We start from the raw sequence: 26,474 nt of genomic DNA on the forward strand, positions 1-26,474 counted from the left end.
ATGTCGTCCCTCGATCTCCCCGTCGTCTGGTTCATCCTCGTCACCGTGCTCTTCGCCGGGTACTTCCTGCTGGAAGGTTTCGACTTCGGCGTCGGCATGCTGCTGCCCTTCGCCGGACGCAGGAAAGGCGCTGCCTACCCCGACGCCGCGTCCGACGCCACACGGACCGGCCTGGTCCGCACCATCGGTCCGGTGTGGGACGGCAACGAAGTCTGGCTCATCACCGCCGGCGGTGCCCTGTTCGCCGCCTTCCCCGGCTGGTATGCCGCCATGTTCTCCGGTTTCTACCTGCCCCTGTTCCTCATCCTCGTCGCGCTCATCCTCCGCGCTGTCGCCCTGGAATGGCGGGCCAAGATCGACACCCTGACCTGGCGTCGGCGGTGCGATCTCACCGTCACCGTCTCCTCCTGGATGCCGCCGGTGCTGTGGGGTGTGGCTTTCACCAACCTCGTCCGTGGTGTCCCGCTGGACGCCGACCAGAACATGGACAGCGGCCTGTCCACCCTGTTCGGACTACTCAACCCCTACGCCCTGCTCGGCGCCGCCGCGTTCACCTGCATCTTCCTGCTGCACGGTCTGAGCTTCCTCCGGCTGCGCACCACCGGTCATCTGCGGGACACCACCGACCGGCTGGTCATCCCGGTCGCCGTGACCGCCGCGGTCACCGGTACAGCCTTCGTGCTGTGGACCCAGCTCTCCCACGGCAAGGACTGGACCTGGGCTGTCACGGTCTCCGCGGTGGTCGGCGTCCTCGTGGCGGTGGCGGCGATGCTGCGGAACCGCGACGGTGTGGCATTCCTCGCCACCGCCATGACCGTGGTCGCCGCGGTGGTGCTGCTGTTCGGGTCGCTCTACCCGTGGTTGATGCCCACCACCCTGGCTGACGGCGTGGGTCTCGACATCCGCAACGCGTCCTCCGCCGATTACACGCTCACCGTCATGACCTGGGCGGCACTGTTCCTCGTGCCCCTCGTCATCGCGTATCAGGCGTGGACGTACTGGGTCTTCCGGAAGCGGATCACCGCGGAGCCGGTCACGGAACATGTCACGGGGTCCGTGCCGGATCCGGCGTCGGGGGGCCGGTCATGAGCACCGGCCCGGTCGACCCCCGGCTGCTGTCCCTCTCCACCCCGACCCGGCGGTGGACCGTCCTCCTCGCGGTGGTGACGGCCCTGCGCACCGGCGCACTCGTGGCGTCCGGCGTCCTGCTGGGGACGACAGCGGCCGCGGTCGTCACCGACCACACCGGTCCCGCCGGCCACCGCGCCGCCCTGGTGACCCTCTGCGTCCTCGTCCCGGTCCAGGCCGGGCTGGCGTGGGCGGAGAAGAGGTTCAGTCACCGTGCTGCGGTGCAGGCGACCGAGGACCTGCGGCTCCGCGCCCTCGACACGCTGGCCCACCGCGACCCCCGCACCGTCGACCGGGCGACCTGGCGCACCCTGCTCACCGACGGGGTCGAGGGGCTGGGCCCCTACCTCACCGGATACCTGCCCGCACTGGTGTCCACTGCGTTGGCGACCCCGGCTGTGCTCCTCGTCGTGTGGTTCCTGGACGCCGGCTCCGCCCTCATCGCGGTGATCACCCTGCCGCTGATCCCGGTGTTCATGTGGCTCGTCGGCACGCTGACCGCCGGACGCACCGAGAAGAAGCTCGCCGCCCTCGGCATCCTCTCCGACCAGCTGCTCGACCTGGTTTCCGGACTGCCGACCCTGCGCGCCCTCGGCCGACTCCACGCCCCGGTCGCCGAGGTGCAACGACTGTCCGACCGCCACCGCCGGTCCACCGTGCAGGTCCTGCAGATCGCCTTCCTCTCGTCGATGGTGCTGGAGTTCCTGGCCACCCTGTCGATCGCGCTGGTCGCCGTCGGCATCGGTTTCCGCCTGCTCGACGGGTCGATGACGCTGGCCGCCGGGCTGACGGTGATGATCATCATCCCGGAGGTCTACACCCCGGTCCGCCAGGTCGGTGCCCGGTTCCACGACGCCCGTGACGGCATGGTTGCCGTCGACCGGATCCTCACACTGCTGGACAGCGGGGACGCTCCGGTCGCCCCGGCCACGTCAACAGTCACGTCAACAGCCACGGGTGATCCCGCCTGGCCCGGACTGACCGTCACCTTCCGGCACCTGCACGCCACCGGGCGCGACGGGGACCACCCCCGGGACATCACCGGTACCGCCCGCCCCGGTCAGCTCACCGTGCTCACCGGGCCGAACGGGGCCGGCAAGTCCACCGCCCTGCTCGCCCTGCTCGGCATCGCCACCGAGGGGGTGGACGGCACCGCCACGGTCACCGACTCCGGCACCGCCCTCACCGGCCCTGATCTGTGGGAACGGACCTCCTATCTGCCGCAACGACCCGTCCTCGACACCGTGGACGCCACCTCCGTCGGCGACACCTCCGGCCTCTCCCTGGGCCAGCGGCAACGCCACGCGCTCACCGCCGAACTCGACCGGGGACGCGCCACCGGCCGTGGCCTGCTGCTCCTCGACGAACCGACCGCCCACCTCGACACCGCCAACGCGCAGCTCATGCTCGACGCACTCACCCGGCGCGCCGCCGAAGGGGCGACAGTCCTCGTCGCCTCCCACGACCCGCTCGTCACCGCGGCCGCCGACCACCGGATCGAGGTGAGGTCATGAGCACCCGAACCACACTGACCGCCCTGCGGACCGCCCGGCCACTGACCGGGCTGCGGACCCGTGACCTGGTGGGACCGGTCGCTGCCGGGACGGCGACACTGCTGGCGTCCCTCACCTTGACGGTCGTCTCCGCGTGGTTGATCACCCGCGCCTGGCAGATGCCACCGGTGATGGACCTCACCGTGGCGGTGACCGCGGTCCGCGCACTCGGCATCTCCCGGGCGGCATTCCGTTACACCGACCGGCTGGCGTCCCACCGGCTCGCACTGCGTTGCGCGGGAACTGCCCGTGCCACGGCGTACCGGCGGCTGGCCGGGGCACCGGTGTCCCGGACCGCCGCGCTGGGGCGGGGTGAGCTCGTCACCCGCCTCACCGATGACATCGACGCCGTCGCCGACGTCATCGTCCGCTCCGTGGTCCCGACCCTCGTCGCGGCGACCACCGGTATTCTCGCCGTCGGATTCACCGCGGCACTGTCTGTCCCCGCCGCGACAGTCCTGACCTGCGGACTTCTCGTCGCCGGCATCGGTGCCCCCTGGGCCGTCTCCCGGTCGGTCCGTACCGCCGAGGCCCGCCGGGCCGGGGCCGGTGAGCGCTGGGCCGCCGCAGTCGACCGGGTGCTCACCGACTCTGCTGCTCTGCGGGTGCGCGGCACACTGCGTCCTGCCCTCGCCGAGGCCGGGGACGCCGCCCGGGGGCTCTCCGCGGCCGAGGAGTCCGGCGCCCCGGCGCGGGCCGCCGGCGCTGGACTGTCCGTGTTCGCCTCCGCCGCGACAGTGGTCGGCGTCCTGGTAGTTGCCACCGTCGGCTACCTCGACGGTGGGGCTCCGGTGCACTCCCCGCAGTGGTTCGGGGTGCTCGTGCTGCTGGCCACCACCGCTTTCGAGGCGACCTCTGCCCTGCCCGAGGCCGCTGAGGCCGCGACGAGGGCTACCGGGGCAGCCACCCGCCTCTCCGCGCTCACCGACCCGGAGGAACTGCCGGTACCTGCGGTGGTGGGCTCCACCCATGTCTCCGACACCCCGCACCTGCGGGCGTCCGGTCTGGGATACGGCCATGGGAGGACGCTCGGCACCGTGGACCTGGACCTGCCCTGCGGGTCGCGGCACACGGTGACCGCGGCGTCCGGTACCGGAAAGACCACACTGCTGCTCACCCTCGCGGGGCTGCTACCGCCGCGGGAAGGGCAGGTCACCCTCGACGGTGTGCTGGTCGACGGGATCGACCCGGAGCTGCTGCACCGGACGGTCGCCTACCTGCCGGAGGACGCGCACATCTTCGCCACGACCGTGCGGGACAATCTCGCCGTCGGTGCGCCGGATGCCCCGGACGACCTCATGCTGTCCGTCCTGGAGGCCGTGGGGCTGTCCGGGTGGGTGGCCGGACTGCCTGGGGGACTGACTGGGGGACTGTCCACCATGCTGGTCGACGGGGTGGAGAGTCTGTCCGGTGGGCAGCGTCGGCGGCTGCTGCTGGCCCGGATGCTGCTCACCGATGCCCCGGTGCTGCTGCTCGACGAGCCCTTCGAGCACCTGGACGCCGAGGGGACCGTCGAGCTGGACGAGCTGCTGGCGTCCGACCGTCTGCCGGGGACTCGGCCGGTGCGGACGCTCGTCGTGGTGCGGCACCCGCGGTAGAGACAGGCGTCCGAAGCAGGCGCGGCAACATTGTGCACTCTCAACACCGCCAACCAACATGAAACGTACCGGTCAAAGAGTTTTCCGGGTTCCATAGTCCCCGTCACAGCATGCATAATGTTTGAGCGGACGGGCGTTTGGCCGGGCGGGGCCCCGCCGGCTCACCCTTCAGTCAGCCGTTCCCACAGGGACACGTCGAAGCGCATCCCGGTGCGACCGGCACGGCTTGAACCCCCACCTGAACCGCTCCGGGCACCACCGCCTCCCACCTGGGATGCCGCACTCATGTGCCGCACGGCGTTGTCCAGCTTCGAGCGCCAGGTCCACACCGCAACCTCGGCGTCCCCGGTGATCAGTGCCGCCATGATCCGCCGGTCGTCGGCGAGGATGCGGGGCACCGCCTGGCCGTAGTTGAGCTGCAGCACCGAGATGAACATCTGCAGCCGCAGCGTGAGCGAATGAAAGGTCCGGGCGGACTGCGTCAGACCGGACGCCTCGGCGAGTTCCTGCTGGAAGTACAGGTCAGCCTGGTCGACCCGTTCGGCGTCCCCCCGGGTGACCGCGGCCTCGAGGGTCCGCAGGGCGGTCTGCGGGGCAAGCAGCCGGTACCGCGGACGGCTCGCACAGGCCCGCAGCAGTACCGTGCCGACCTGCAGTCGGGCGGCGTAGAGGTCGATGATGTCGGCACCGGTGACCAGCGGCAGGGAGAACACGCCGTTGCGGGAGACCAGCAGGCCGTCATCGACGAGCCGGCGCATCGCCGCGAGCACCGCCGACTGCCGTAGGCCCATATGGGTGGCCAGAACCACGCTGGTCACCCGGTCGCCGGCCGAGTACCCCGCATCGGTGATCTCCTTGCGCAGGGCGATGGCAACCTGCTCGGCCATCGAGAGTTCACCCACGACCGGTGTCGGGTAGGGCGGGGACGCCGATCGTTCTGAGTCAGAATGAGGGTCATTTCCTGCGGTCGGTGAAACTTCACCGTAACCCTGGCCGGGCCCCTCGACGACGCCCCGACGACTCCACCGCACCCCGTGGAGCCCCTGCCCCGCCCGGACCGACAGGGCGGTCAACAGGGCGCCGGGCACCGCGTCCACCGAGCGTCCGCAGGCGCCGAACAACCCGGCGATCCGCGCGAGGAACACCTCCCACGACTGGCGGCCCGGCTCCCAGTACACCCGGACCGACCCCGGGCCCAGCTCCGGATCCGGGTCCGCCGAGGGCTGTTCTGCCGGGCGGTCAGCATCCCAGGCCCGCTCCAGTTCCTCGGCCCCCGGCGCACGCCAGGTGGTCGGCCAGGTGTCCGCCCCGGAGATCCGGAGTGCAGCCATGACCGCGGTGGCCCGGCGCTCGAAGGCCCTGACCTCACCGACGACATCCTCGCCACCGTCAGTGAAGTCGATACGGATCCGGGGGAAGTCGACGACAAAGGCCGCCAGCCGCAACGTCCGGCGCCCGGAAAGGCCGGACAGATCGGGCACAGTGGGGGCGCCGGGACCACCTTCCCCGTCGCCGACCCCACGGATCCGACGCATCGACCGGCTCACCAGAGGCTGACTGATACCGGTCATCATCGAGATCCGGCGGGTGGAGTACTCCCGACTGCCGACGCGCGGCCCCGCACCGGCGAGCACACCGGCGACGATGGCGTCCGCCTGCTCCTGGATCCGGGGGCGCCCCCGATGCGGATCCTGCCGACCTTTATCCATGCAGAACAGTCTTCCACAGATTTCTGACTCATAAACCACGGTTCATTGCCCGCCCCACTTTCACCCCACCGGATTCAGCTGCAGACTGCCCCCATGAACACCAATAACTCCCAGAACGCCCAGAACGCCCAGAACGCCCGGAACGCCGCCCACACCGCCACCGCCGTCAACACCGCGGTCGACCCGGCGGACATCGCCGGCCTCGCGGAGCTCGCCGACAAGGCCACCGCGAAGGTCACCACCTGGCTGACCGCCGCCCGGTCCGACGCCACCCGTGGCAGGAACACCGGTGCGGCCAAGCGCCTCGCCGCCGTCCTTTCCGACCCGAACGGCCTCGATTTCACCGTCGGCTTCGTCGACCGCGTCGTCCGCACCGAGGACCGGGACGCCGCCGCGAAGGCCCTGGCCGACCTCGGCGAGATCACCCCGAAGACCCTCTCCTGGCTCGATCGGGCGCAGATCAGAGCAGGTTCCGTACTCGCCACGACCCTTCCACAGATCGTCATCCCCACGGCGAAGTCCCGCATCCGGCAGATGGTCGGCCACATGATCGTGGACGCCAATGACAGGCCGCTGGGCAAGGCCGTCGCCGAGCTCACCGCCGGCGGCCAGCGGCTGAACATCAACCTCCTCGGTGAGGCCGTGCTCGGTGAGGAGGAGGCCGACCACCACCTCGCCGAGACCCGACGCCTCGTCTCCCGCCCCGATGTGGACTACGTGTCGATCAAGGCGTCCTCCGTGGCGTCCCAGATCAACCTCTGGGGCTATGAGGAGTCCGTCGACTACGTCGTCGACCGCCTCGCCCCGCTGTATATCGAGGCGGCGAAGGCGCCGAAGGGTTCGAAGTTCATCAACCTCGACATGGAGGAGTACCACGACCTCCGGCTCACCATCGACGTTTTCAAACGCCTGCTCAGCCTGCCCGAGACGAAGGACCTTGAGGCCGGCATCGTGCTGCAGGCCTACCTGCCGGACGCCCTCGGCGCGATCCAGGAACTCTCCGCCTTCGGTGCGCAGCGCGTGGAGAACGACGGTGCCGGGATCAAGGTCCGCCTGGTCAAGGGCGCGAACCTGGCGATGGAGACCGTCCACGCCGAAATGCAGGGCTGGCCGAACGTCACCTGCGCCTCGAAGCAGGCCACGGACGCCAACTACAAGCGCGTCCTGCACTGGGCGCTGCACCGCGAGAACCTCACCGGCCTGCGCCTCGGCGTCGCCGGCCACAACCTCTTCGACATCGCCTTCGCCCACACGTTGTCCGTCGAGCGTGGCGTGGCTGACCGGGTCGAGTTCGAGATGCTGCAGGGCATGGCCAACGACCAGGCCGAGGCCGTGAGCCAGGATGTCGGCCAGCTGCTGCTCTACGTCCCGGCGGTGCGCCCCCAGGAATTCGACGTGGCGGTGTCCTACCTGGTCAGGCGACTGGAGGAGAACTCTGCGACGGTGAACTTCATGTCCGGCGTCTTCGACATCGCCCCGGGCAACGAGACCTTCCGCCGCGAGGAGAAGCGGTTCCGCGCCTCGCTGGCCGACCTGGAGGTGCTGCTCTCCCACGACGGCTACACCGCCCCCGGTCCGAACCACCTGCAGGACCGTGGCGCCGAGGTGCTGGAGGACGCCACCGCCGCGTCCTACGCCGACGCCCCGCTGCCCGCCTTCGCCAATGAGCCGGACACGAACCCGTCACTGCCCGCCAACCAGGCGTGGGCGGCGTCCGCCATCGCGGACGCCACCTCCGACGGTTTCCTCGACGCCCTCACCACCCCGGAATCCGTGCAGGACGCCGACATCGACCCCCTGGTGACCTCGGTCGCCGCCGCGGCCGTCGAGTGGGCCGGGCGTCCAGCGCGTGAGCGGGCGGCGATCCTGTACCGCACCGCTGACATCCTCGCCGACCGGCGCGGACACCTGATCTCGGTCGCCGCCGCCGAGGTCGGCAAGTCCGTCCAGCAGGCCGATGTGGAGATCTCCGAGGCCATCGATTTCGCCCGCTACTACGCGCACTGCGCCGAGGCCCTGGCCGAGGTCCGCAACGCGACCTTCACCCCGGACCGCGTCGTCCTGGTGACCCCGCCCTGGAACTTCCCGCTGGCCATCCCGGCCGGCGGTACCTTCGCCGCGCTGGCCGCCGGTGCCGGTGTGATCCACAAGCCGTCGAAGCCGACCCCGCACTGCTCCATGGAGATCCTCGAGGCACTGTGGGACGCCGGTGTGCCACGTGAGCTGCTGCGCGGTGTGTACCCCGCCAAGCGGTCCGTCGGGCAGACCCTCGTCTCCCACGAGGGCATCGACCGGGTGATCCTCACCGGGTCCTCGGAGACCGCCGCGATGTTCAGCTCCTGGCGCCCCGGCCTGCAGATCAACGGCGAGACCTCGGGCAAGAACGCCATCATCGTCACCCCCTCGGCCGACCGTGACCTGGCTGTCGCCGACCTGGTGGCGTCCGCGTTCGGGCATGCGGGGCAGAAGTGCTCCGCGGCGTCCCTCGGCATTCTCGTCGGCACGGTCTACGAGTCGGAGCGGTTCCTGCGCCAGCTGGTGGACGCCGCGAAGTCGATGATCGTCGACTGGCCGACGAACCTGCGGGCGACGATGGGACCGCTCACCGAGCTGCCGTCCGACAAGCTGGAGCGTGCGCTGACCACCCTGGAGCCGGGCGAGAAGTGGCTGGTGGAGCCGCGGCAGCTCGACGACACCGGGCGGCTGTGGTCCCCGGGCATCCGGGCGGACGTGAAGCCGGAGTCCTTCTTCCACCTCACCGAGGTCTTCGGCCCGGTGCTCGGACTCATGCGCGCCGACACCCTGGAGGAGGCCATCGAGCTGCAGAACGCCACCGACTTCGGCCTGACCGGCGGCATCCACTCCCTCGATGTCGCGGAGGTGCGGCAGTGGGCGGACAAGGTGCGCGTCGGCAACGCCTACGTCAACCGCGGGATCACCGGCGCGATCGTGCAGCGGCAGTCCTTCGGCGGCTGGAAGAAGTCCTCGGTCGGCCTGGGGTCGAAGGCCGGCGGCCCGAACTACGTCATGCTCATGGGTACGTGGTCCGACGCCGTGACCAAGCCCGTCGAGGTCGGTGTGGCCACCGGTTCCGGTGCGGTGGACGCCTTCCTCGGCGCCGTGTCCCACGGTGAGCACGCCCTGTCCGCCGATGATCTGGCGTGGCTCACCACCGCCGCAGTGGATGACGCCGCTGCCTGGTCGGAGGAGTTCGGCACCCCGCGCGACCTCTCGGGCCTGCAGTCCGAGGCGAACATCTTCCGCTACCGTCCGGCGGAGGTCGTGCTGCGGGTCAGCGCGGACGCCACGGCGGTCAAGGTGGCGCGTGCCCTCGTCGCGGCGTCCCGCGCCGGTGCGACGGTCCAGGTCATCGCCGCTCCCTCGGTGTCCGCGGACGTGAACTCGGTGCTGACCGCCGCGGGCCAGCTGGGCTTCACCTTCACTGTGCTGGACGACGACACCTTCACCGCCCAGCTGCACCTCGGTGCCCTCGACGATGACGCCTCGGCCCGCGTCCGCTACGTCGGTTCGGTGCCTGCCGCCACGCAGAAGACCATGGCAGGACGCCCCGAGGTCGCTCTCCTGGATGACGAGGTGACCGCCTCAGGTCGGGTGGAGCTGCGCCTGTGGCTCAAGGAGCAGGCGTTCGCCATGACCCTGCACCGCTTCGGCAACCCGGCCCCGGCCTTCCACGCGCTGGCCACCGAGCTGAAGGGGTAGGTTCCCGGCATTCCCCCACCGGGCCAACCGTCCCCTACCGGGTTTGCGCCGACATTCAGCCCGTTCCGTGGCACTGTTGGCCCGATCTGTCGGCGCAGACTCGGCGCAGACTCGGCGCAGACTCGGCGCAGACCTTCCCCTACGCCTTGAGGTTCTGGTCCACCGGCCGGATCATCACCGTGTCGACGTCCATGTGCGCCGGCCGGTCCGCGACCCACCGAACAGTCTCGGCGATGTCCTCGGCCTGCAGGTTGATGACGTCCTCGTACACCGCGTCCGCCTTCGCGGCGTCCCCCTTGAAGCGGTTGAGGCTGAACTCGGTCTCCACCCGGCCCGGGTCGATCTGGCAGACACGCACGCCCTTCTCCGCGAACTCGATGCGCATGACGTCACTCAGCGCGGTCTCGCCGAACTTCGCGGCATTGTAACCGGCCCCGCCACGGTAGCCCCAGCGTCCCGCGATGGAGACGATGTTGATGACCTGCGGGGCAGGCGTCCTCGTCAGTTCACCGAACAGCGCCTGCGTGACCTGCAGCGTGCCGATGACATTCGCCTCGTACATCCAGCGCCAGTCCTCGACGTCCCCGTCGACGACACTGTCGAGCCCCCGGGCGCCGCCGGCGTTGTTGACCAGCAGATCCACCCCGCCGAACTCGGCGACGCGGGCGGCCAGGTCAGCCACCGACTCCTTGTCGGTGACGTCCACCTTCACGATGTGGGTGGTGGCGTCCGGCGCCTCCTCGTTGATGCGGGACGCCACGGCCTCCAGCTTCTCCGGACGCCGCGACGCGAGGACCACGTCCCATCCGTCGACGGCCAGCGAGACGGCGGTGGCCTCCCCGATACCGGCGGAGGCTCCGGTGACAACGGCGAGGCGGCGGTATGAGGTCTGGTTCTCAGCAGTCATGTGGGCGATCGTACCGCCCGCCCCTCCGCCACCCGCTAGGCTCAGAGCCATGACCGCCCTGAGCAGCCTGAAGACCCGCACCGCGCACGCGAAGAACGTCGCCCTGACCCGCGCGCAGATCGACCGCCCGGTCCTGGCCGGCAAGGTGATCCGGAAGCTCACCGGTTCCAGCGGGAAGAAGACCTCCGGGAAGGACGCCACCTCCGCGTCTCCGGAGCACGCGGCCCACATCAGCGGGGTCGAGGCGGCGAAGCTCGCCGCCGGCGTGCCGGACGCACCTGTCACCGAGTCCCCCACCAGGACCAACGGTATCGAGGCCGCGAAGCTCGCGGCCGGCGTCCCGGCAACTCACTGACCCGCGCACTTATTGGCCGGTTCGTCAGGGCCGGGGCACGAGGTAGCGTCCTGCACCCGGGACCAGCTCGACCTCCATCGGCAACGGTGCGAAGCAGTCACCGTCAGCGTAACCGTTGATGCGCCTGCCACGCCTGTCCGTCATCTCGATGTGCACCTTCTTCGCCCGGTAGGTGTTCACGCCCTCCTCCTCGACGAAGCTGCCGTCGAAGATCTTGATGAACTTGAACGCCGCTTTCGCCCGGCCCATCCGCTCCAGCACGGTGATGTCGAGGATGCCGTCGTGGTGGTCGGCGTCCGGGCAGATGAGCATGCCTCCGCCGTAGCTCTTGGTGTTGCCCACGGCGACGAGCGTCATGTTCTCCTCGATTACCCGCGCCTCCGGGGTGTCCGGGTCGAGAACGAGCCGCGTCGGAAGGGAATGGAAGTTGAGGAACTCCGCGACGATGGACAGGTTGTAGCGCATCTGCCCCTTCGGCCAGACGATCCGGTTCGTCCGGTCACTGACCAGCGAGTCGAAACCGGCACAGGCAATGGTGCCGAACCAGTGCTCGCGGCCGGCGTCCTTCCCCTCAAGCGCGCGCATCCGCCCCAGGTCAGTGGTGGTGTAGAACCCGCGGGCGATGATATCCGCCGCCCGGCGCGGGTGCGTCGGGATGCCGTACTCACGGGCGTGGTCGTTGCCGGTGCCCGCCGGGATGATGCCCAGCGGCACACCGGACCCGGCCTGCTCCTGCAGTGCGAGGTTGATCAGCCCGTCGCCGCCGCACACCACCAGCGCGTCCACCTCCGGGTCCTCGACCATCTGCCGCGCCAGGTCACGGGCACCTTCCGGATCCGCGCCCTGGATGGTGACGACGTCGATGCCGTGCTGCGCGAAGCGTCCCCGGGCGATCTCCGCGGACAGCCCGGCACGTCCTTTCCCGGCGTGAGGGTTGGTCAGCAGTGCCACGCGCTGCAGGTCCACGTGGCCGACCTCGTAGGCCCCGTCCTGCCCGCTCATGAGGTCGCCTCAACCAGCGTGCCGGGATTCATGATCCCCGCCGGATCGAGCCGCTGTTTCACGGCCTGCAGGACGGCCACACCCAGCTCCCCGATCTCGGCGTCCATGAAGGGTCGGTGGTCGTTGCCGACGGCGTGGTGGTGGGTGACGGTGCCGCCGTTCTCGGTCAGCGCGCGGGTGACGGCGGTCTTCGTGGCGCGCCACTGCGCCACCGGATCACCCTGCTGCGCTGCGACGATGGTGAAGTACAGCGAGCAGCCCTCGGCGTAGACGTGGGAGACGTGGCACATGATCAGCGCCATCGTCCCCGACGGGTTCAGGGACGACGCCAGCGCCTCCCCGACGGCTCTCTTCAGCCGGGGGACGTTCGCCCAGTCGGTGGCGGTCTCAAGGGTCTCGCACAGCGCACCGGCGTCCAGCAGGGAGTCGCGGAGCACGGGGGCGTTGAAGCGCCCCTGCTCCCAGTGTCGTGCCGGGTCCTCGCCGACGCTCGTCGCACCGTGCGCGAGCAGCAGGTCACGGGTCTCGGAGTGGCGGGACGCCGCGTGCTCGGGCATCCCCTCGAACATGGTGATGCACATGCAGCCGGGCGGGGCCTGGGTCTCGCCGGCCTTGTCGCCGGAGGAGAGGTTGATGGAGGACTCGATCTCGTCGGAGAGCCGGATGACGGTAGGCCCGGTGCCGGTCTGTTTGACGGCGCGCAGCGCGGCGACGCCGGTCGCGAAGTCGGGGAAGGTGAAGGCCTCGTAGCGCTTGACCTGCGGCACCGGATGGACGCGCAGCCGGACGGACGTCACCACGCCGAAGGCCCCCTCCGACCCCATGACCAGTTCGCGCAGGTCCGGACCTGCCGCGGATGCCGGGGACGCCTGGCCCACCGTCATGATCCCCGACGGGGTGACCAGGGTCAGTTCGCGGACCATGTCGTCGAATCGGCCGTACCCTGCGGAGTTCTGTCCCGAGGAGCGGGTGACCGCGTACCCGCCGATCGTGGCGTAGGGGAAGGACTGCGGGTAGTGACCGATCTGCAGGCCGTGCTCGACGAGCTTGAGCTCGGCGGCGGGGCCGGAGAGTCCGGCGCCGAAGGTGGCGAGACCGGAGACCGGGTCGACGTCGCTGAGGGTGTCGAAGCGGGCGAGGTCGAGGCTGACGACACCGGCGTACCCGTGGCCGCCGTCCTCATGGAAGGGGGTGAGCCCGCCGACGACGGAGGTGCCGCCGCCGAAGGGCACGACGGCGATATTGTGCTCCGTGCAGTACTGCAGCACCTTGAGGACCTCGTCATCGGTGCCCGGGGCGATGACGGCGTCCGGCGCGGAGATCTCCTGCCCCGCTGCGCCGGCCCGCCATTCCAGCAGGTCGAGGGAGGATTTGCCGCGGGACCGAGGGGCGCGCTGGGCGTCCTCGGTGGTGAGGTGGTCCGCGCCGACGATGTCGGCGAGGGCGGTGAGGTCACCCGCGTCCAGCCGGACCGGGGTGAGCCGGATGTCTGCGACGGCCACGTCCTTCGCGGCGGTGCCGCCGCCCCCGGTGACGCCCATGAGCTTGGCGAGCATTTTCCGGGTCGAGTCCCCCAGCGGTTTCGCCTCCTCCACAGCCCCCCAGAGGTTGAACTTCATCGGCGGCAGCGAGACGCCGGCGGAAGTGCCGGTCACAGCATCGTTGGTCATGGCTGTGCAGCCTACCGGCGTGCCGGACGCCGCGGGCCCGGTTCGGCGAAGGTCCGGGGACGGTCCCGGGGAAGCGCGACTCACCACCCGCCTTACCACCTGTCTTCACACCTGCTAAGTGGGGTGGTAGGTCCGGTGGCGTGCGAGACGCCGGTCGTCCGGTGAGTCCAACCTCCCCCGCGGCGTCCGCCCGGCACTTATGCTCGACACCATGCCGCATTTCGACGCCACCGCCGCCCGTCTGCACGCCGCCCGCCGGGCCCGTGACCTCGCGGAGCTGCAGGCCCGTTCCGCCAACGCCGCCCAAGGCCCGGAACGGGTGGATGTCCTGGTCATCGGTGGTGGCGTGACCGGTGCGGGTATCGCGTTGGATGCCGCGACACGTGGTCTCGACGTCCTCCTCGTCGACGCCCACGACCTCGCCTTCGGCACCTCACGCTGGTCCTCGAAGCTCGCCCACGGCGGCCTGCGCTACCTCGCCAGCGGCCACGTCGGTATCGCGAAGCGTTCGGCACGGGAACGGGGCATCCTCATGGAGTCCACCGCACCTCACCTCACCCGCACGCTCCCGCAGGTCACCCCGGTCCAGGACCGCTACCCGCTGCCGGTGAACATCCTGTCCCGCCTCGGCTTCCTCGGCGGCGACATCCTGCGCGTCCTCGCCGGCACCTCCGGGAAGACCCTGCCGCGCTCCCGCACCGTGTCGAAGAAGAAGGTCATCGGGCTCTGCCCGGCGGTCGAGACCTCTGACCTGCGTTTCGGCTACGTCAACAATGACGGGCAGCTGGTCGACGACGCCCGCCTCGTCACCGCCCTGGCCCGCACCGCCGCCGGCTACGGCGCCCGCATCCTCACCTACACCCGCGCCACCGACATCGTCGCGGACGGCACCGGCGGACGCGTCACCCTCAGCGATACTCTCGACACCTCCGGCACCAGCGGTACCGGCGGCACCGGCGCGGCCGACGGCATCCCGTTCCAGGTCGAGGCGGGCGTCATCGTCAACGCCACCGGCGTCTGGGCCGGCGATATGGAGCCCCAGGTGAAGATCCGCCCCTCGCGCGGCACCCACCTGGTCATCGACGCCGACAAAGTCGGCAACCCGACCGGCGCGTTGACCGTCCCGGTCCCCGGCCACGGCACCCGGTTCTGCTTCATCCTCCCCGAGCAGCTCGGCCGCTGCTACGTCGGCATCACCGACGAGGACTACGGCTCCGACGTGATCCCGGACGTGCCCGAGGTGCCGGACTCCGATGTCCGCTTCATCCTCGACGTCGTCAACCAGGCTCTCGCCGTCGATCTGACCCCCGGCGACGTCCTCGGCGCCTTCGCCGGGCTGCGTCCGCTGGTGCAGTTCACCGAGGACGCCGACTCCTCCACCGCCGACCTCTCCCGTGAACACATCATCCTGCGCGGGAAGGACGCCTCGGGCGGCGGCGATACCGCGTGCAATCTCGTCACCGTCACCGGCGGCAAGCTCACCGAGTACCGGCTGATGGCGGAGCAGACGGTGGACCTCGTGGCGTCCATCCTCGCTGACTCGGGCATCCACGCTGGACCGTGTGTCACCGAGAACACCCCGCTGATCGGCGCGCCCGGCTCCGATGCGGCCGTCGGCATCTCGCCGGCGGATGTCGCCGGACTGCCGGCCTCACTGGTCGACCGGTTCGGGTTCGAGGCCCCGGCGGTGGTCGCCGGCGCCACCGTCGGACGCCCACTGGAGTCTGTCGGGCCCACCCGCGACATCGACGTGACCCGCGCCGAGTTCGAGTTCCATGTCACCCATGAGGGGGCGCTGACCGTCGACGATCTGCTGGACCGGCGTACCCGGATCGGCCTGGTGGACGGCGACCGGGCGGCCGCGGAGCAGACCGCCCGGGAGATCCTCGACGAGGTCCTGCCGACGCTGGTCTGAGCCGCATCTGAACCGACCCGCCGTCCTGCGGCATACTGGACCCCATGATCACCAGCTGGACCGAGGTCACTGACCGGAATCCGGATCATTCGCGCAACTACATCGCGCGGTGGGAATCCTTCGAGGCACAGGGCCGGGACATCAACGGGGAAGCACGCCTCATCGACGCCCTGGCGTCCGACGGAGACCGGATCCTCGACGCCGGGGCGGGCACCGGGCGCCTTGCCGGCTACCTTGCCGCCAGGAACGCCGCGACCGGGAACACAGGGCGCAACCTGCAGCTCACCGGCGTGGACATCGACCCTGCCCTCGTCGACTACGCCCGTGGACGCTACCCCGGCGTCGACTGGCACACCGGCGACCTCTCCGTGGACGCCGAGGTCCCGGCCGGCCCTTTCGACCTCATCGTCTCGGCCGGCAACGTGCTGGCCTTCATCCCGGACCCGGCGCATCGCGCCGCCCTCGGCGTCCTGAAGAAGCGTCTGGCCCCGGGAGGACGCCTCGTCGTCGGGTTCGGACTCGACCGCGGTCGCGACCACACCGCCTTCAGTGAGGACGCCGCGGCGGTCGGGCTGCGGATCAGCCAGGAGTACAGTTCCTGGGATCTGCGACCCCGTGCCGGTGGTGCCGGTGGTGCCGGTGGTGCCGACGCTGCACCGGACGCCGGATTCCTCGTCGCGATCCTTGAACCGGAGGTGCCCCATGAATGAGTCGGATAGCGGCGCCGGCAGTGCCGGTAACGCCGGCAGCGCTGTTGCCCAGGTCGTGTTCCGCCACGACCCGACCAGCAGTCCCCAGTGGTCCTACTACGGGATCAACGCCCCGCTGGCCGGGACCGCCGCGAAACTCTCGGAGGCGAAGTTCGCCGCCACCCAGGACCTGCAGTTCCTCTCGGGTGAGGCGAAACCCGAGATGCGCAGCTACGCAGAATGGGCGGTCGAGCAGGAGACCGAACCCGAGGCGATGCTGACCCCCGGCGCCCCGATGTTCGTGCGCACCCTGCAGGACGACGACACGAATCAGCGGCTCCACCGGCAGAATCTCGCCCAGGCCTACCTCGAGGGCATCCGTGCCACCCCGGAGATCCGCACCTCCCTGCCGGAGCTCGTCGGTGAAGACACCGCCGACGGGGCGGAGGGTCCGGCGGACGTCATCCTCGTGACCCTGTTCCCCGATGATCTGCTGGGGGACGCCCTGCTCAATCTCACCGCGCAGGACACCGTCGTCTTCTGCCTGCCGGACGGGGACTCCCTGAGTTTCCTGCCGGTCCACGGCGACGAGGTCTGGCCCACGGAGGGCCCGGGTATGCTCGAGTCGATGGGGCTCGACGAGTTCGCGACGGTGCACGACCTCATGTCGGTCAGTGACGAGGGGGACGACCGGGGACAGCGGGGACGCCGTGTGACTGGTGGTGCGCTTGATCACAGAGGTGTGGGCGGCAATACTGTTGTCCATGACTTCCTCCTCGCGCACCACCACCGTCTCCCCTGCCGCCGGTCGTCACCGTGCACGCCCGGCCCGCACCCACTCCCCGATGCGTCATCGTCTCGCCGCTGTCGCCGCCGCCTCCGGCCTGGCCGCGGCCGGTCTGACGGGTGTCGCCTCCGCTGCTGACCTGCCTGCCCCCTTCTCCTCCTCCGGGGCCTCCTCCGACGCCGCGGGTGCGGCGTCCGCCGAGGGCGCCACCGGCAACACCACGATCGACGGCCTGCTCACCATGGTCGTCGGCTCCGTCCCCGAGACCGACGTCCTCGGCTCCCTTATCTCCACCGCCGGGTCCCTGGGCACCGGTAGCCTCGCCGCCGGTTCCTGGGAGGGCCTGCCGCTCTCCTCGACCCTCGGCGACCTCGCCGAATAGGACCGGGCACCCGCTAGTAGCCGTAGCCTCCGCCGCCGTAGCCGTAACCCCCGCCGTAGCCGTTGGGGTTGTAGTTGAACCCGAAGCCCAGGCCGAAGGTGTTGTCGTCGTAGCCGTCGCCGTCCATGTCGACGAACGGCGGTGCCACGGGCTCAGGTTCCGGCTCCGGTTCCGGCACGGGGGCTTCTGTCGTGGGCGCCTCCGAGGAGGTGGCGCCCCGCTCCGCCAGCAGCGAGGGATCGGACTCGACGTAGCCCTTCTCCAGCGGCTTCGCCATCCGGGTCACGTCCTTGGGCGCCGGGAGAGCCGGCTCCGCACCGGGTGCACCCTCGACCGGGGCTCCCGATGGCACGGCGGAACCGCTGATGGACCCACCGTCGTACATCTGCCGGTAGATCTCCGGGGCGAGCATCGCCGCGTAGAGGTTCGTGAAGTGCTGCGCATCGCGGTAGAGCAGGACATTGCCGACCACACCCGGGCACCGGGTCTCAGTGCACACCGCATCGGTGATGTCGATCTCCGTGACGTCGAGACCCGCGTAGGCCTCGATGGCCGGGTTCACCGGGCTCATCGCCTCCGCCCGGTCGACACCGCAGTCCTTCTCCGGGTTGTCCCGCTCGTAGTCACCGTCGGCGACACAGACGCGGGCATTGCCCTGGGCACCCGGACGGTCGAGGATCCAGGGGGTGTCGCGGACACCCCAGGTGTGGATCCCGGCGTCCGACAGTCGCTTGACCATGTCGTGGTACTCCGCGGGCACCTGGTCCGGACCGTCGCCCTGGATCGTCGTCGGCCGGGTGACGGTCATGAAGACACCGTCGGTCGGCGGGTTGTCGAAGATGTAGTCCTGGGCCTTCTGGTCCCATTCCGCACACTCCGGGTAGTCACTGCCGTCCCACTTCGGCAGATCGCCCATGCCGAGGACGCAGCCCAGCTTGATGATCGGGATGATCTTGATGTGACGCTGCTTGGCGATGAGGTCGAGGGCCGGCAGGTAGTGCTCGGAGTGGGAACCACCGACGAGGTACATGGTGCGGTCGGACTCGACATCGCCGTACTCGCAGGGCTCGTCGTCCTCGTTGAACCACTTCGTGAAGATCAGGTCGGAGTGCTCGAAGTGGGCGACGCAGCCGTCCTTGAGCGTGTCCGCCATCATCGGCCCGTCATCGATCGGGTCGGGCAGGATCTGGTCGACCTCCGGCACCGGTGCACCGTCGAGCAGCGCGGCCGGGCCGGGGTACTGCTCCGGGTCGACATCGTCGACCGACAGTGCCTGGGCACGTTCGTCATTGCGTGCCTCGACCCACGGCTGGAACGCGAGAACCGCCGCGGTCAGCACGGTGAGGAGTACCGCGGCGCCGGCCTTGACCTTGCCTGAGCCCGTACCGAGCGACGGGTAGAGGTAACCGCGGTCGCCGATGATCCAGGAGCGGACGGGCTTGCGGCCCTGCTGCAGCGGCTTCTCGATGTAGCGGTTCGTCAGCCAGGCCAGCACCAGGGAGACCAGGATGACGCCGAGGCCGACGGCCAGTCCACGACGGTTGCCGAGGGTGGCGGTGATGCCGCTGAGGCCACCGGCGTTGGTGACCGTGCCGGTGGCGAAGTAGAAGGTCCCCAGCGTCAGCAGCGGCCAGTGCCACAGGTACAGGCTGTAGGACATCCGGCCCAGGCTCTGGAACGGACGGGTCGACAGCAGTGCCGTGACACCCACCAGGCCGACCTCCCCGTCCGTGTCGCCCTTGACGGGGTTGCCCGCGAGGATCACCAACGCGGCACCGGCGAGCGGGATGAGCGTCAGCGGGCCGGGGAACTGCGCCGCGCCGTCGAGGAAGAGACCGGTGCCGATGATCAGCGCCAGGCCGATCAAGCCAGCCGGCCAACGCACCCACCGGGGCACCGGACGACGCAGCAGGTAGAACCCGAAGATGCCACCGAGGCCGATCTCCCAGAAGCGGCTCAGCGGCGAGTAGTAGTTCAGGCCCTGGTCGGTGCCGTGCAGGTGGACCGCGTAGACGAAGGACGCCACGGTGGCGACCATGACCAGCGTCCGCGTGACTCGGCTGCCGGTGGGCTTGCGGAAGACCAGGCTGATGGCACCGACAACGAGAGTGATGACCAGCAGTGAGCCGAGGTAGACCTGCAGCTGCGCCGACATCGACCAGATGTGCTGGTAGAGGCTGACATCCGTGCCGATCGCCGAATAGTCCTGCCCCTCGGACGCCAGGTTGAGGTTCTGGAAGTACAGGAGGGAGGCCACGGCGTCCTGCCCGGCATGCGCCCAGCGGACCTGCGCGTACACCGCGACCGCAGCCGCAAGGGTGACGGCGACAACCACCACCAGGGCCGGATAGAGGCGCCGGAAGATCCGGAGGAACGACTGCACGATCGTCAGACCGCGCGGGTCCAGCGCATTGCGGATCTGCGGGCCGAAGAAGAAGATACCGCCGATGAGCAGGAACACGTCCACACCGGAGGACACCCGGCCGACGAACACATGGAAGATCACCACGAGGGCGATAGCGAGCCCCCGGAGACCGTCGATGTCGTGGCGGTGCGTCAGCGTGCGGCGTGGAGGCACCGGCGGATCAGAGGGTTCTTTCATGGCGGATAGACAGCCTACCGGGTCCGGTGCCTATCGCCGCAATGCGGCGCGCCGTTACACGGGAACCGGGGGACCTCCCGACAGAGGCCTGGCCGCTGATCCGACCGCTAGTACGGGAGGAGGCCGGGCGGTACCTCCTGGGACTCCCCGGCATCCGGGACCTCCCCGGGATACCCGTCCGGGTACTCGTCCGGGTACTCCCCGGAGTCGTCCCCCGGATAGTCCCCCGGGTCGTCCCCCGGGTCGTCCTCAGAAGATTCCCCGGGCTCTCCGTCGTCCTCCGGGAGGTCCTCCGCCTCCCAGGACTTGGGGATGCGGAAGACGTCCTTGGCGGTCGGTCCGGCCGCAGCGGCACCGGTCGTCCCGGCCTCCTCGACCGCCGCGACCTGTGCCGCCTCCATCTCGGCGACCGCCGCCGGGTCGAACATCTGCCGCTCCAGTTCCGGGGCGAGCATCCGGGAGAAGACATCGCTGAAGTGCTGACCGTCGCGGTAGACCAGCACATTGCCGATGACCGCCGGGCAGCGTCCGTCCCGGCACAGGGCGGCGGTGACGTCGAGTTCGGAGACGTCGAGGCCCGCCAGCGCCACCAGGGCGGGGTTCACTTCAGCCATCGAAGAGTGCTCATCGGTGCCGCAGTCCGCCGTCGGGCCACTGCCGAGATCCTCCGCGACACAGAGTCGGCCGTTGCCCTGCACGCCCGGGGCCTGCATCGCCCACGGGGTGTCGCGGACACCCCAGGTGTGGATCCCGGCGTCCGAGAACTTCTTCACCTGGTCGACGTACTCCGGCGGGGTCTGGTCCGGGCCGTCACCCTCGATCGTCGTCGGTCGGGTGACGGTCATGAACACGCCGTCGGTGGGTGGGTTGTCGAAGATGAACTGCTGGGCCTTACCGTCCCACTCGTCGCACTCCGGGTAGTCCTCACCGTCGAGCTTCGGCAGACTCATCCCCAGCACGCAGCCCATCTTCAGCACCGGGACGATCTTGATGCCCTGCTGACGTCCGATGACGTCCAGGGCAGGCAGGAAGTGCTCGGAATGCGACCCGCCGGCGAGGTACATGGTGCGCGCGGAATTCACGTCGCCGTAGGCACAGGGCTCGTCAGTGCCGTTGAAGTCGTGGGTCCGGATGAGGTCCGTGTCCTCGAAGCGGGCGTAGCAGCCGTCGGGCTGGGTACGCGGGAGCATATGTTCCTCATTCGTCGGATCCGGGCGCACCTCCACATCCTCGGGTACCGGCGCGTCCTCCAGGAACGCCCGCGGACCCGGGTACTGCGCCGGGTCAAGATTCTCGTCGTCCTGGGCCGCCAGGCGGGCGTCGTCACGGTTCTGGATCACCGGACCCGCGGCAAGGACGCCCACCGTCGCCACCACAGTCACCACCGCGACGGCGACCCCGGCACGGTGGCTCACGGCATCCTTCACGGCGGTGCGGGACGGCAGCCACGCGCGGGCGGGCTTGCGGGTCTGACGCAGCGGCGTCTCGATGTACTTCTCCGTCGCCCAGGCGAGCACCAGCGAGATGAAGATGACCGCGGCGCCGATGACCAGGCCCTTCTTCGTCCCCAGGGTCGCGGTGATGCCCTGGACACCGGTCGAGCGGTTGCCGAGGACGTCCGAGAACTGGAACGTCGCCAATGCCAGCAGCGGCCAGTGCCACAGGTAGAGGCTGTAGGAGATCCGGCCCAGCGTCTGGAACGGGGCGGTGTCCAGCAGGGCGGAGACACCCTCTGCGCCGCGACCGTCGGCGACCGGGTTACCCGCCAGGACGACCAGCGTCGCACCGGCGAGCGGGACGAGCGTCCAGGGACCGGGGAACTGGTCGGCACCGTCGAGGAAGAAGCCGGTGCCGATGATCAGCGCGACACCGACCACGCCCGCAGGCCAGCGCGCCCAGGCCAGGCGGGTCGGGGTTTCCTTGTGGACCAGCCAGATACCCAGCAGGCCACCGAGACCGATCTCCCAGAAGCGGCTCAGCGGCGAGTAGTAGTTCCAGCCCTGGTCCGTGCCGTGCAGGTGCACCGCATAGACGAAGCTCGCGGCCGTCGCGATGACGAGCAGCCAGTGCAGCGACAGGCCCGGGAACCGCAGCGGCACCCTCTTCAGCAGCCACGCCAGCACCACGATGACGAGCAGGCTGCCGAGGTAGATCTGCAGCTGCGCCGACATCGACCAGATGTGCTGGTAGAGGCTGACGTCGCGTCCCACCGCCGCGTAATCCTGCCCCTGGTCGGCGAGGTGGAGGTTCTGCCGGTAGGTGAGGGACGCCGCGGCGTCCTCCGCGGTCTGTGCCCAGCGCGCCCGCGCGTAGACGGCGAAGCCGGCGGCCAGGGTGACCGTGACGACGACGAGCAGCGCCGGATACAGGCGCCGGAGCAGGCGCACGACCGACTGGATGAGGGTCTGCCCGGTGGGGTTCAGCGCATTGCGGATCTGCGGGCCGAAGAAGAAGATGCCACCGACCAGCAGGAACACGTCGACGCCGGAGGACACCCGGCCGACGAACACGTGGAAGACCACCACGAGGGCGATGGCGAGACCGCGCAGCCCGTCGATGTCCCGACGGTAGGGGCGACGCGTGGCGCCGGCAGTGGTTGAAGCACCCGCAGTGGCACGGGCAGTGGCGCTGGCGCGGGCGCCGCCACCGGAACTGGACGTAGTCATATCGGGAACCACCGTACCGACCCACCCCTGTCCCGATACACTCCGGACATGCTGTCATCAATGAAGTGACGGTGTCCACGGCGCAGCGTCGGTCAACACGTCCTCGTCACGGGAGCGGCCTCCGGGCCGGGCCTGGGACTGGCGCCCCCTTCCCCCGACGCCGGGCCTCTGTCCTCCTCACCGGTCTCGACGATGCGCCCGCCGTGCCGGCATCACCGTCGGTGGACAGCTGGTGTTCACCGTCTCCGCGGCGGGACTGGTGAGCATGCCGGGCATGGCGACCTGCACCGCGACCACGGCTGCTCGTCGTGGCGCCGGACGGCGTGGCGGCTGTTCGGCTGGTACCCGAAGCGCTTCACCCGGCCGGGGTACCTGCTGGTCACCCGGCTGATCGGGCGGGGCCTCGTGACGAAGCGGTAGGTGGAGGCTTCCGCCGTGGGGCCGCGTGCCGCGTGCATCCTGCCCTGCGTCCTGCCCTGCGCCCTGCCCTGCGTGCGTTTCCCCTTCCTGTTTCGCCCTCACGCACTCCCCTCCCTGTCTGCGCCATCGGGTTCGGTTCAGCGCCATCCGGCTGTGACGGTTCCTCGCGAGAATCGACACAGCCGGATGGCGCTGGACACAGCCGAATGGCGTCACACGCGCGGAGCGCCTCACGTCTGACGTTCTGAAGACGAACGCGTCACGGTGTAGTTGACTGTCACCATGACTATCGGGGGAGAGTCGGGGGCAGGGGCCCGCGATCACACACCATCAGGGCATGCACCATCAACCCGCACAGGATCGTCCATCGGAGGATCATTCCTGCCACTGGAGTACGAATGTCGGCCGAGCGACTGGTACATCGGCCGGATTCCATGGCGTCACCGCAACAGATCCGCGACGCTACCGAACTACCGGCCACGGACAAGTGCGGAACTGAAGAAGGCAGGTGTTACCAGGGTCGGTCTCCGCGACAACTGGGTGAAGGTGGACTACGGCATGTACATCCACGTGAACCAACTTCTCCCGGCGACAACCGACTCGGATTTCCCACGGGCACGACGCGTACACCCCGCCACCCTCGCTCTTGCCCACCTCATCCGTCATCCAGGGCGGATCGCCACCGGGTTCGCCGCAGCATCCTTCTACGGGATGCGTTATTTCGTCGACGAGGAGTTGCTCGCCTTTCTCACGTCGACGGGGACCCGACGTACCGGCGCGCCGGATCATGTGCTGCTGCACCCGACCCGGCTTCTTGACCTGCACCGGTCGACAGCAGTACCCGTGCACGAGGATCACCGGAAGTTGAAGTGCGCCGATGCACACACGACCCTCTCGCACATGCTGGAGTCCGTCAGCGTCCCGGACGCCTCGCGGGAGCAACGGTGGAAGGTTCCCGACCTCAGCAGGATACGATCGCACCTCACCCCGGACTTCATACGGTGTGTCCAGGTCAGTGATGCTTTTCATCAGAGCATCGGAAATGTGTCACCTGCAGATCCCCGCAAGCTCAGAGTCCCTGGCGGGGTGGATGTCATGTTCGCGGCGTCTGTTCTCGGGAGTACCGACGTCGGGGCGGAGTCCCCACAGGAGACGCTGCTGCGGTTGGCCGTCAATGATCTGGCGCCGGGGCTGCGGAGTCAGATTCCGGTGTTCAAGGAGGACGGGAAGCTTCTCACGGTCAGTGACCTGGGGTGGGAGGAGCGGGGCCTGCACCTGATGTACGACGGGGTCCATCACCGGCAGCGGGAGCAGCGCGACCATGATTCGGAGGTGCTGGCCGCCCTACAGCACGGTGGTGGACGCGTCATCCGGGTCACCGCGGGGAACCTGGCGTCCATGGCGGAGATTGAGAAGCTCCGGGAACGGGTGGTTGGCGCACTGGAATGAGCCCCTGCCCTGGTCCGGGCTCGGACTACGCCATCCGGCAGATCCTGGCGCCATCCGGCTGTGTCGATTCCCACGAGAAACCGTCACAGCCGGATGGCACTGTACCGAGCCCGATGGCGCACACGGTTCCGAGTCGTGATGGAGGACGCGTAGGCTCTGGCGCACCGGAAAAACTCACGGATCAACGCATGTCAGAAGGCGGCGGACACCTCGTCGAGCGCCTCGACCTCGTCCTCGTCGAGGTCCACGGTTGCACTGGTGAGCAGCGGTGCGACCTGCTCCACGGTGCGCGCCGAGGCGATCGGCGCGGTCACACCCTTGGCCCGCAGCCAGGCCAGGGCGACAGAGGAGGGCTCCACGCTGCGTCCTTCGGCGACGGTGGTGAGGGTCTCCACCACCGCGAAGGGGTCGGCGTGCCCGGAGAGGTAGCCGGAGACCATGGATTCGCGGGCGGTGCCGGCGATGTCGTGGGCCGAACGGTACTTGCCGGTGAGCAGGCCCGAGGCCAGGGAGAAGTAGGAGAACACCGCAGCGCCGGCGACCTCGGCGAGCCGCCGGTAGTCGTTCTCGTAGCCGGCACGGGCCAGCAGGCTGTACTGCGGCTGGATCGCGGCCGGGACAGCAGCGGAACCGGCGGCGAGAGTGAGGAACTCACGCATTCGCTCCGGCGGGTAGTTCGACAGCCCGATGCGCTTCACCCGGCCGGACTCGATGAGCGCGGCAGCGGTGGCGACCTGGTCCTCGATGCCCACGGACTCGTCGTCGTAGTGGTAGTAGTACAGGTCCACGACGTCGGTCCGGAGCCGCTCCAGGGAGTCGTCGAGGTTCCGGTCAACCACGCCGCGCTCCAGGCCGGGCGCCGACTGAATCGCACCGACCTTGGTGGCGAGCACCACGTCAGAGCGCTTTCCGGACGCCGCGAACCACTCACCGAGCACGCTCTCCGATTCCCCGCCGGACAGCCCGTCCGCCCACTGGGAGTACATGTCGGCGGTGTCGATGAGCGACCCGCCGCCGGACACGAAGGCATCCAGCACGGCATGTGACTCCTCGGTGTCCGAGGTCCAGCCGAAAGTGTTGCCGCCGAGAACGACAGGCAGGGCGTCAGTGAATAGATCGGGGGTGTCAGTCATGCGGACCACGGTACGCCCACCCAATCCACAGCCGCTGGCGTTACCGCTGCACTGTCGCGCAGACCAGGACACGTGCCGCGATTCCGACGTCCAAGATTCCCGTGAAATCCTCACGCGTCAATGAGCAGCCACTCTCCGATGGACGACAGAAGTACGCCGGGGAACAACGTCACAAGAATACCGGGGAAAACCAGTTTCCACATATAGCTAAACCTCCCCACCGCAGGGCTCCGCACCACCCAGGCAACCCAGGCCACGACATAGCCGACGAGCGGGACCGAACACAGGAGTAGCAGCAGCATTCCTTCACCCGTCAGCGGATTCCTTGATACCTTGACGTCTCGCCGATCAACCATACCAAAAACGCCCTCAAGAAAAATGCGATAGCGGTCACTCAGTAGATCAGATGCCCACCAGCCAATTGCCAGTCCGGTGCAGACAAGGACAACCGCCAAAACTGTCCACAGTGAGACCCGTGCATCGCAACGCCTGTCCGGGTCATCAAGATTGCAGAACCTCACCGTCCCTAGACTGCCCTAAAACCGGTCACAGGGGTACTCTCTCCCTGGACCTCAAATGGTTTAGCAATTCCAAGTCTCATACCCTCGTACGCAACATTCACCATGTTCTCCTGCCACGCCCCCACCGAGTATCGTGGTAGGCAAAATCATAGTGATCGAAGTAATAGACAACCTGCTCAAACTGAACATAGGTGACGCCATTGGGGTACGGCCGTGCAATAACCGTTGTCGATGTCGAAGAACTATGACGCCCAAGAGAATGCACATA

The 26,474-nt window shown here is 69.1% G+C and carries 17 protein-coding genes; 10 read left to right on the plus strand and 7 right to left on the minus strand.

The features are described from left to right. Genes cydB through cydC form a run of 3 tightly spaced genes read left to right on the plus strand, consistent with a single transcriptional unit; the run spans nucleotide 1 to nucleotide 4,279 of the window. Nucleotides 1-1,089, plus strand: a complete 1,089-nt coding sequence (gene cydB, locus ACZ9GM_RS11415; protein WP_476037886.1) for a cytochrome d ubiquinol oxidase subunit II — start codon at nucleotides 1-3, stop codon at nucleotides 1,087-1,089. Further along, nucleotides 1,086-2,642: an ABC transporter ATP-binding protein/permease gene (locus ACZ9GM_RS11420; protein ID WP_476037887.1), complete on the plus strand. Its 1,557-nt coding sequence runs from the start codon at nucleotides 1,086-1,088 to the stop codon at nucleotides 2,640-2,642. Before cydB ends, ACZ9GM_RS11420 begins: the two co-directional genes overlap by 4 nt. Continuing rightward, nucleotides 2,639-4,279, plus strand: a complete 1,641-nt coding sequence (cydC, locus tag ACZ9GM_RS11425) for a thiol reductant ABC exporter subunit CydC (RefSeq protein WP_476037888.1) — start codon at nucleotides 2,639-2,641, stop codon at nucleotides 4,277-4,279. The genes ACZ9GM_RS11420 and cydC overlap by 4 nt, the downstream gene beginning before the upstream one ends. Before the next feature lie 161 nt (nucleotides 4,280-4,440). On the opposite strand, the gene ACZ9GM_RS11430 is transcribed toward cydC, so the two are convergent. Then, nucleotides 4,441-5,988 carry a GntR family transcriptional regulator gene (locus ACZ9GM_RS11430; protein WP_291475780.1) on the minus strand — a complete coding sequence of 516 codons (1,548 nt, stop codon included), beginning with the start codon at nucleotides 5,986-5,988 and terminating at the stop codon, nucleotides 4,441-4,443. A gap of 93 nt (nucleotides 5,989-6,081) precedes the next feature. Between ACZ9GM_RS11430 and ACZ9GM_RS11435 the strand changes: the two genes are divergently transcribed. Beyond that, complete coding sequence (locus tag ACZ9GM_RS11435; RefSeq protein WP_476037889.1) at nucleotides 6,082-9,708, plus strand: proline dehydrogenase family protein; 3,627 nt, start codon at nucleotides 6,082-6,084, stop codon at nucleotides 9,706-9,708. A 139-nt stretch (nucleotides 9,709-9,847) separates the two neighbouring features. Here the strand turns inward: ACZ9GM_RS11435 and ACZ9GM_RS11440 are convergent, their stop codons facing one another. Next, the gene (locus ACZ9GM_RS11440) at nucleotides 9,848-10,615 is read right to left on the minus strand and encodes an SDR family oxidoreductase (RefSeq protein ID WP_291475783.1); all 768 of its coding nucleotides are present in this window, start codon (nucleotides 10,613-10,615) and stop codon (nucleotides 9,848-9,850) included. 49 nt (nucleotides 10,616-10,664) lie between these two features. Between ACZ9GM_RS11440 and ACZ9GM_RS11445 the strand changes: the two genes are divergently transcribed. Continuing rightward, the gene (locus ACZ9GM_RS11445; RefSeq protein WP_476037890.1) at nucleotides 10,665-10,970 is read left to right on the plus strand and encodes a hypothetical protein; all 306 of its coding nucleotides are present in this window, start codon (nucleotides 10,665-10,667) and stop codon (nucleotides 10,968-10,970) included. A gap of 24 nt (nucleotides 10,971-10,994) precedes the next feature. Here ACZ9GM_RS11445 and ACZ9GM_RS11450 read toward each other — a convergent pair whose 3' ends face one another. Together ACZ9GM_RS11450 and ACZ9GM_RS11455 are read right to left on the minus strand one after the other, a co-directional pair. Continuing rightward, complete coding sequence (locus tag ACZ9GM_RS11450; RefSeq protein ID WP_291475785.1) at nucleotides 10,995-11,972, minus strand: diacylglycerol kinase; 978 nt, start codon at nucleotides 11,970-11,972, stop codon at nucleotides 10,995-10,997. Continuing rightward, nucleotides 11,969-13,591, minus strand: a complete 1,623-nt coding sequence (locus ACZ9GM_RS11455) for an FAD-binding oxidoreductase (RefSeq protein WP_476038355.1) — start codon at nucleotides 13,589-13,591, stop codon at nucleotides 11,969-11,971. Before ACZ9GM_RS11455 ends, ACZ9GM_RS11450 begins: the two co-directional genes overlap by 4 nt. Nucleotides 13,592-13,853: 262 nt before the next feature. Between ACZ9GM_RS11455 and ACZ9GM_RS11460 the strand changes: the two genes are divergently transcribed. The 4 genes from ACZ9GM_RS11460 to ACZ9GM_RS11475 are packed head-to-tail and all read left to right on the plus strand — an operon-like array spanning nucleotide 13,854 to nucleotide 17,415. Continuing rightward, nucleotides 13,854-15,557: a glycerol-3-phosphate dehydrogenase/oxidase gene (locus ACZ9GM_RS11460; protein WP_476037891.1), complete on the plus strand. Its 1,704-nt coding sequence runs from the start codon at nucleotides 13,854-13,856 to the stop codon at nucleotides 15,555-15,557. A 44-nt stretch (nucleotides 15,558-15,601) separates the two neighbouring features. Continuing rightward, a complete protein-coding gene (locus ACZ9GM_RS11465) occupies nucleotides 15,602-16,267 on the plus strand; it encodes a class I SAM-dependent methyltransferase (RefSeq protein WP_291475792.1) in 666 nt (221 codons plus the stop codon). After that, a complete protein-coding gene (locus tag ACZ9GM_RS11470) occupies nucleotides 16,260-17,171 on the plus strand; it encodes a hypothetical protein (RefSeq protein WP_476037892.1) in 912 nt (303 codons plus the stop codon). Before ACZ9GM_RS11465 ends, ACZ9GM_RS11470 begins: the two co-directional genes overlap by 8 nt. Next, a complete protein-coding gene (locus tag ACZ9GM_RS11475) occupies nucleotides 17,092-17,415 on the plus strand; it encodes a hypothetical protein (protein WP_476037893.1) in 324 nt (107 codons plus the stop codon). Before ACZ9GM_RS11470 ends, ACZ9GM_RS11475 begins: the two co-directional genes overlap by 80 nt. Nucleotides 17,416-17,428: 13 nt before the next feature. Here the strand turns inward: ACZ9GM_RS11475 and ACZ9GM_RS11480 are convergent, their stop codons facing one another. Together ACZ9GM_RS11480 and ACZ9GM_RS11485 are read right to left on the minus strand one after the other, a co-directional pair. Next, the gene (locus tag ACZ9GM_RS11480; RefSeq protein ID WP_291475797.1) at nucleotides 17,429-20,017 is read right to left on the minus strand and encodes an acyltransferase family protein; all 2,589 of its coding nucleotides are present in this window, start codon (nucleotides 20,015-20,017) and stop codon (nucleotides 17,429-17,431) included. A gap of 107 nt (nucleotides 20,018-20,124) precedes the next feature. Next, nucleotides 20,125-22,683 (minus strand): acyltransferase family protein, encoded by a 2,559-nt coding sequence (locus tag ACZ9GM_RS11485; RefSeq protein WP_476037894.1) that lies wholly within the window; start codon nucleotides 22,681-22,683, stop codon nucleotides 20,125-20,127. A gap of 978 nt (nucleotides 22,684-23,661) precedes the next feature. Between ACZ9GM_RS11485 and ACZ9GM_RS11490 the strand changes: the two genes are divergently transcribed. After that, a complete protein-coding gene (locus tag ACZ9GM_RS11490; protein WP_476037895.1) occupies nucleotides 23,662-24,552 on the plus strand; it encodes a hypothetical protein in 891 nt (296 codons plus the stop codon). Nucleotides 24,553-24,743: 191 nt separating this feature from the next. On the opposite strand, the gene ACZ9GM_RS11495 is transcribed toward ACZ9GM_RS11490, so the two are convergent. After that, complete coding sequence (locus tag ACZ9GM_RS11495; protein ID WP_476037896.1) at nucleotides 24,744-25,685, minus strand: aldo/keto reductase; 942 nt, start codon at nucleotides 25,683-25,685, stop codon at nucleotides 24,744-24,746. Nucleotides 25,686-26,474: the final 789 nt, after the last annotated feature.

The sequence above is a fragment of the Corynebacterium sp. UD i78 genome, from assembly GCF_056280545.1.

What these genes read in the sequence shown, in the direction of transcription:
- ACZ9GM_RS11450 (WP_291475785.1), bottom strand. Translation starts at nt 11,972, where the DNA reads ATGAGCGGGCAGGACGGGGCCTACGAGGTCGGCCACGTGGACCTGCAG.
- ACZ9GM_RS11440 (WP_291475783.1), bottom strand. Translation starts at nt 10,615, where the DNA reads ATGACTGCTGAGAACCAGACCTCATACCGCCGCCTCGCCGTTGTCACC.
- ACZ9GM_RS11465 (WP_291475792.1), top strand. Translation starts at nt 15,602, where the DNA reads ATGATCACCAGCTGGACCGAGGTCACTGACCGGAATCCGGATCATTCG.
- ACZ9GM_RS11475 (WP_476037893.1), top strand. Translation starts at nt 17,092, where the DNA reads ATGCGTCATCGTCTCGCCGCTGTCGCCGCCGCCTCCGGCCTGGCCGCG.
- cydC (WP_476037888.1), top strand. Translation starts at nt 2,639, where the DNA reads ATGAGCACCCGAACCACACTGACCGCCCTGCGGACCGCCCGGCCACTG.
- ACZ9GM_RS11420 (WP_476037887.1), top strand. Translation starts at nt 1,086, where the DNA reads ATGAGCACCGGCCCGGTCGACCCCCGGCTGCTGTCCCTCTCCACCCCG.
- ACZ9GM_RS11490 (WP_476037895.1), top strand. Translation starts at nt 23,662, where the DNA reads ATGTACATCCACGTGAACCAACTTCTCCCGGCGACAACCGACTCGGAT.
- ACZ9GM_RS11460 (WP_476037891.1), top strand. Translation starts at nt 13,854, where the DNA reads ATGCCGCATTTCGACGCCACCGCCGCCCGTCTGCACGCCGCCCGCCGG.
- ACZ9GM_RS11470 (WP_476037892.1), top strand. Translation starts at nt 16,260, where the DNA reads ATGAATGAGTCGGATAGCGGCGCCGGCAGTGCCGGTAACGCCGGCAGC.
- ACZ9GM_RS11435 (WP_476037889.1), top strand. Translation starts at nt 6,082, where the DNA reads ATGAACACCAATAACTCCCAGAACGCCCAGAACGCCCAGAACGCCCGG.
- ACZ9GM_RS11485 (WP_476037894.1), bottom strand. Translation starts at nt 22,683, where the DNA reads ATGACTACGTCCAGTTCCGGTGGCGGCGCCCGCGCCAGCGCCACTGCC.
- ACZ9GM_RS11480 (WP_291475797.1), bottom strand. Translation starts at nt 20,017, where the DNA reads ATGAAAGAACCCTCTGATCCGCCGGTGCCTCCACGCCGCACGCTGACG.
- ACZ9GM_RS11495 (WP_476037896.1), bottom strand. Translation starts at nt 25,685, where the DNA reads ATGACTGACACCCCCGATCTATTCACTGACGCCCTGCCTGTCGTTCTC.
- ACZ9GM_RS11445 (WP_476037890.1), top strand. Translation starts at nt 10,665, where the DNA reads ATGACCGCCCTGAGCAGCCTGAAGACCCGCACCGCGCACGCGAAGAAC.
- cydB (WP_476037886.1), top strand. Translation starts at nt 1, where the DNA reads ATGTCGTCCCTCGATCTCCCCGTCGTCTGGTTCATCCTCGTCACCGTG.
- ACZ9GM_RS11455 (WP_476038355.1), bottom strand. Translation starts at nt 13,591, where the DNA reads ATGAAGTTCAACCTCTGGGGGGCTGTGGAGGAGGCGAAACCGCTGGGG.
- ACZ9GM_RS11430 (WP_291475780.1), bottom strand. Translation starts at nt 5,988, where the DNA reads ATGGATAAAGGTCGGCAGGATCCGCATCGGGGGCGCCCCCGGATCCAG.